This is a genomic window from Bacillus sp. SIMBA_026, assembly GCF_046535335.1.
GTDB lineage: Bacteria > Bacillota > Bacilli > Bacillales > Bacillaceae > Bacillus > Bacillus velezensis.
In genome coordinates this window covers 1-235 of record NZ_JAWRWX010000489.1, presented here as the reverse complement: position 1 = coordinate 235, position 235 = coordinate 1, and the positions used below count along the sequence as shown (strand labels likewise).

General features: G+C 64.3%; 1 protein-coding gene. It reads right to left on the bottom strand.

Going from position 1 to position 235, the window contains the following annotated elements:
- Positions 1–75: 75 nt before the first annotated feature.
- Entirely contained in the window at positions 76–222 is a 147-nt protein-coding gene (locus tag SB847_RS22280; protein ID WP_410578944.1) for an FCD domain-containing protein, read from the bottom strand.
- Positions 223–235 lie beyond the last annotated feature (13 nt).

Sequence of the window (235 nt, the reverse complement as noted above, 5' to 3'; positions counted from 1 at the left end):
CCTATAGCTCAGGTGCTGGCACCCAGAAAGGACCTCAGAAAGACGATAACCCGACGGCGACAAGCCTTTCGCCCGTCATTCCGCGGGCGCGTCCGCCATAGCCCGGCCACGCACCTTCTGCACGTGCTCGGTCATCATGGCGGCGGCCGTCTCAGGGTCGCCGCTGGCCAATGCATCGAGGACCGCTTGGTGTTCAGCAATTGCCTGCTCAGCGTCGGTGATCCCTACTCCCCCG